This is a genomic window from Natronomonas sp. (assembly GCF_036625485.1).
Taxonomy (GTDB): domain Archaea; phylum Halobacteriota; class Halobacteria; order Halobacteriales; family Haloarculaceae; genus Natronomonas.
Genome location: NZ_JAZKTR010000165.1, coordinates 1 through 5,134 on the forward strand (window position 1 = coordinate 1; position 5,134 = coordinate 5,134).

The 5,134-nt window shown below is 65.9% G+C and carries 5 protein-coding genes; 2 read left to right on the plus strand and 3 right to left on the minus strand.

Annotated elements, in window-relative coordinates; translation table 11 throughout:
• Window position 1: 1 nt before the first annotated feature.
• From V5A53_RS12790 to V5A53_RS12800, 3 genes are all read right to left on the minus strand, one after another.
• On the minus strand, window positions 2-550 hold the full coding sequence (locus V5A53_RS12790) for a metal-dependent hydrolase (protein ID WP_332314006.1): 549 nt from the start codon (window positions 548-550) through the stop codon (window positions 2-4).
• Between the two features lie 75 nt (window positions 551-625).
• On the minus strand, window positions 626-1,807 hold the full coding sequence (gene glmU / locus V5A53_RS12795; protein WP_332314007.1) for a bifunctional sugar-1-phosphate nucleotidylyltransferase/acetyltransferase: 1,182 nt from the start codon (window positions 1,805-1,807) through the stop codon (window positions 626-628).
• A 76-nt stretch (window positions 1,808-1,883) separates the two neighbouring features.
• On the minus strand, window positions 1,884-3,242 hold the full coding sequence (locus V5A53_RS12800; protein ID WP_332314008.1) for a RimK family alpha-L-glutamate ligase: 1,359 nt from the start codon (window positions 3,240-3,242) through the stop codon (window positions 1,884-1,886).
• 130 nt (window positions 3,243-3,372) lie between these two features.
• On the opposite strand from V5A53_RS12800, the gene V5A53_RS12805 reads away from it, so the two are divergent.
• Window positions 3,373-4,383: a succinylglutamate desuccinylase/aspartoacylase family protein gene (locus V5A53_RS12805; RefSeq protein WP_332314009.1), complete on the plus strand. Its 1,011-nt coding sequence runs from the start codon at window positions 3,373-3,375 to the stop codon at window positions 4,381-4,383.
• Window positions 4,384-4,507: 124 nt separating this feature from the next.
• On the plus strand, window positions 4,508-4,885 hold the full coding sequence (locus tag V5A53_RS12810) for an Hsp20/alpha crystallin family protein (protein WP_332314010.1): 378 nt from the start codon (window positions 4,508-4,510) through the stop codon (window positions 4,883-4,885).
• Window positions 4,886-5,134 lie beyond the last annotated feature (249 nt).

Below are 5,134 nucleotides of genomic sequence, written 5' to 3' on the forward strand. Positions count from 1 at the left end.
TTCACACGAGAACGACGACGACCGAGTAGTAGAGTTCGTGGAGAACGGCGGCGGCGAAGGCCGTCGCGCCCGCGGCCAGCAGGCCGACGTTCCACCGGACGTCGTCGGCCCGGCAGAGTCCGGCAGCGACGGTGCGGGAATCGAACGGCCAGAGGGGTTCGACCTTGTATCCGCCGCCGACGGTCAGCGCGTCGGTGGCGATGTGGCCGACCAAGGAGAGAAGGGCCGCCCCGCCGATGAGCGCCCACACCTCGACGGACGGGACGACGGGTGCCGAAAGCGGGCCGTGGGTGGCCACGAACGACTGGATCAGATGGACCGGATAGGCGATGGTGCTGGCCAGCACGAACGCCACGACGACGGCGAACGTCAGGCTATGGGTCGGCCCCCGATGTTTGACCGCCCATTCGGGGATGTAGTGGTCCTGGTCCGGCAGTCGCTCGACGGCGAAGATGACTGTGACCGCGACGACCGCCTGCAGGAAGTCCAGCCAGAGCAGACAGCCAGCCGACAGCAACAGCGACGTCCCGTAGTGTCCCCCACGCTCCATGTCGTATCTCGGGATTCGGAGGCCCGAACAAAAACGTTCCGCAGGCGGCGGGATCGGCGGTCGAACGCGTCGCCGTCAGCGGTCCCGGGTAACCGACTCGCCGGGGGTCGTTGTCGCCTCGGCCGACAGCACGACGCCCGGTGCGAGGCTGGTGTTGATGGCCGTCTTGGCGCCGGGGCCGGCGACGACGCCGTACTTCCGGCGACCCGTCGAGACCCGGTCGCCCTTGACCGTCTGTTTCACGTCGGCCCCGTCGTGGCGGAGGTTCGCCACCTGCGTGCCCGCGCCCAGATTGACGTCGGTACCGAGCAGGCTGTCGCCCACGTAGGAGAGATGCGGGACGTTCGCCCCGCGCATGACGATGGAGTTCTTGAGTTCGACACCGTGACCGATGTGGCAGTCCTCGCCGACCAGCGTCGCGCCGCGGACGTAGGCGTTCGGGCCTACCTCGGCGCCCGAGCGGACCAGCACTGGCCCCTCGATGACGACGCCGGGTTCGACGACGGCACCCTCCTCGACGACCACGTCGCCGCGGAGTTCGGCGTCGCCGCGGACCTCGCCGTCGATGCGCCGGTCGAGGTCGCCGAGTTTCCACTCGTTGGCCTCCAGCAGTTCCCACGGCCGGCCGACATCGAGCCACCGCAACAGCGTCACGGGGGCCACGTCGTACTCGTCGATGACGCGGGCCACGACGTCGGTGATCTCGTATTCGCCGCGCTCGCTCTTCTCGACGTCGAGCCACTCGCGTGCCTCCGCCGGGAAGGCGTAGGCTCCCGCATTGGCGAGGTTCGACGGCGGGTCGGCCGGCTTCTCGACGATACCCGTTATCCGGTCGCCCTCTGTCGAGAGGACGCCGTAGTTCCGCGGGTCCTCGACCTCGATGGCGGCGATGGCGGGTGCCGCCTCGAAGAGCGCTTCGACGCTCGCCGGGTCGTAGAGGTTGTCGCCGTTGAGGACGACGAAGGCCTCGTCGAGGTGTTCGCGGGCCGCCCGAACGGCGTGGGCGGTGCCGAGTTGTTCCTCCTGGACGGCAAAGGAGACGGGAACGCCGCGGTACTCGTCGCCGAAAAAGGACCTGACGGCGTCGGCCTCGTAGCCGACGACGAAGACGAGTTCGGAAGCGCCGGCCTCGACGGCGGCGTCGGCCGTATGCGCACACAGCGGCCGGTCGGCGACCGGGAGCATCGGCTTGGGGACGGTTTCGGTCAACGGGCGCATGCGGGTGCCTTCACCCGCGGCGAGGAGGACGGTTTGCATGCTCGGTGGGTCGGGCGGGGTCCTCAAAAGAAGCGCGGTCGGATTGGTCGAGTCAGTCGAGACGGCGGCGGGAGAACTACTCTTCGAGCATGTCTTCGGCGCCGAGGGCGGCGGGTTCGTCCTCGTCGGCCTTCTTGCGCACGTCGACGTGGTAGTCCCCGAGGATGTCGCGGCCGAGCAGGAGGGGATAGTCCATGTGGGCGCGGTCCTCGATGCTGGCGGTGACGGTGTGCTGTTTACCGCCGATACCGACGACGACGTCGACGACCGGTCGGGATTTGCCGCCCTTGACGCTACCCGATTTGATCTTCACGATGTCCTTGATGGGCCCGGTACCGATATCGGCGGCGAGGCGGGCGTCGATACTCGTTCGCGTCGCGCCGGTGTCGGATTTCGCGAGGACGTTCTTCTGTCCGGTCGTTCCCATGACGACGACCTCCTCGATGTAGCCGATGACGAGCGGTTCGCCGGACTGGATCTTCTTCTTTTTCGGCATACAGGCCGGTCGGGAGTCGTCGAGGTTCGCCGAGAGTTCGTGAACCCGCTCGTGGTCGACATCGCCGCCCGCCCGCTCGATTGCGAGCGCGGCGATGTGTGGGGCCGGCGAGCGGTTGGTCGCTTTATACAGGCCGCGGAAGCCGGCGGTCGGGTTGACCTCCAGCACGTAGTACCCGTCCTCGCCCTGCACGATGTCGACGCCGGCGTAATCGAGGCCGACGACGTCGGCGGCGCGTTTGGCCATCGTGACGACTTCCTCCGGCAGGTCGGCGGTGGCGTCCTCGACGTCGCCGCCCAGGGCGACGTTGGTCCGCCATTCGCCCTCCGCCGCATACCGGTTCATCGCGCCGACGACCCGTTCGCCGACCACGTAGATGCGGAGGTCGTGGTGGCGTTGCTCGTCGTGTTCGATCAGTTCCTGCAGGAACGCCTGCCGGGAGCCGACCATCGGGTTGACGGGGTCGTCGGTGTCGAGTTTCCACGTCCCGCCGCCGTGGGTGCCGATGGCCGTCTTGTAGACGACCTCGTCGGCAAAGCGGTCGCGGTTGGCGTTGAGCGTGTCGGCCGAAAGCGCCATGAACGCGTCGGGGACCGGCACGCCGGCTTCGGCGAGCGCCGTACCGGTGGCGAACTTGTGGATGGCCGTCATCGTCGCCGTCGGCGTGTTCAGCATGGGACACATCCGGTCGAGCATCGTCGCCAACCCGAGCGCCTCCGCCGGCTGTTCCTCCTTGGAGAGCAGCAGGCGGTTGATGATGATATCTACGTCCGGTTCGAGCGAGACTTCGCCGTCCTCGATACCGATCGATGTACTCTCCGCCCGGAGCCACTCGGTGTCGAAACCGAGCGCGTCGGCGGCGTTGAGAATCGCTTTCGATTCCTTCGAACTGTGAAGGCTCAACACGCCGACAGTAATATCCGAAGACATACTCGACATCGGAGCGGTTTGCCCAAAACGCTACCGAAGTTCCTGTTCGAAGATGCCGGCACGACCGTCGGAACCGACGACCCCGACCGGTCGCCCTCGTGGGGCAGGGCCTTATGTACCCACCCACAATTCTCCACGTATGAGCGAGGTTTTCACGTACGATGGCGGGGCAGTCGCTCCCGGCGAGACTGCCAACATCCGCTATACGGTCAGCGAGACGTATCTCGGTGACCCCGTCCGTGTACCGGTCACGATAATCAACGGCGCTCTGGAAGGGCCGACCGTGTTCCTCTCGGCGGCCGCGCACGGCGACGAATTGAACGGTATCGAGATCGTCCGCGAGGTCGCCCACGAGTGGGACCACGAGGAGTTGGCCGGCACGCTCGTCTGTCTTCCCGTCCTCAACGTCCCGGCCTTCATCGCACAGGAGCGGTACCTCCCCATCTACGATCGGGACCTCAATCGCTCGTTTCCCGGCAACGACTCGGGGACGAGCGCCAAGCGCATCGCCGACCGCCTCTTCCGGAACTTCATCGAACCCTGCGACTTCGGGCTGGATTTCCACACCTCGACACGCGGTCGGACGAACATGCTCCACGTCCGGGGCGATACGGACGACGACGACGTCGGCCGCATCGCTCACGCGTTCGGTTCGAACGTCATCATCTCCAGCGAGGGGCCCAGTGGAACCCTTCGTCGCGAGGCCAGCGAGGCGGGCACGCCGACCATCACCATCGAACTCGGCGAGGCCCACCGCTTCCAGCGCGCGCTCATCGACCAGGCGCTGGAGGGCGTGCTGTCGGTGATGGCCGAATTCGAGATGCGGCCGAACGAACCCGTCAAATGGCCCGGGTGGCGGGTCGTCATCAACGGCTCCGAGGAGAAGACGTGGCTCCGGGCCGACGCCGGCGGCCTCGTCGAGATGCACCACGACCGCGGGTCGCTCGTCGAGGCGGGCGACCGCGTCTGTACCATCACGAACCCGTTCAAGACGGACACGACCGTCGTCGAGGCGCCCTTCACCGGCCTGCTTGTCGGCGTCCTCGAGAACCCGCTCGTCTATCCCGGCAACCCGCTGTGTCACCTCGTCGCCCTCGACGAGGTGACGTTGCGAGCCATCCGGGGCGACCAGACCACCAAGCGGTCTTGAAGCCGACCGTAAGCTTTCGAACATTCGGTCGCTTTCTTGCGGTGTTGTATGGGAACTATCGTTAAACACGCAATATTTTTTACGAACCACGAACAATCTACTACCGAGTTCGAGGTGAATACCCATGCTCGAACCGATGACACCGAACACGTGGCGTCAAGGTCTCGACCTGCCGAGTCGGCTGTTCGGGGAAGGCGCGCTGGGTGGTGACGACTACGAACTGTACGAGGAGGACGGCGAGTTCGTCCTCAGCGTCGACATGCCCGGCTTCGACCGCGAGGAGATATCCGTCGCGTGGGACGACGGCCTCCTGAACGTCGCTGCCGAGCACGTCGACGAGAACCGCAACCGGAAGCGGACCTACCACCGCCGGTTCCGCTTCCCGAAGGAGATCGACGACGAAGCTATCTACGCCGAGTACACCAACGGCGTCCTCGAGATCCGGCTCCCCATCATGGAGGACATCGAACTCCGTGGTGAGGAGATCCCCATCGAGGGCTAACGCCGATACGACTGTCACCCTCGCACCACTCACCCGGTCGCGGCCGCCGTCGGCGGTCGCGGTTTGCTTTTTACACGCATCCACCGTCGAATCGGCGCCGTTCAGCCGTCGGTACCCGGCGAGAACTGCCGCATAACGCCTGTGACACGTTCGCAGATAGTTACTACTATACCTGCGGGGTACTCACTCTTCTGTGCATGAGTCAATCGTACGACCGAGGTCTGATAGAGGACTTCGGGCGGTGGCAGG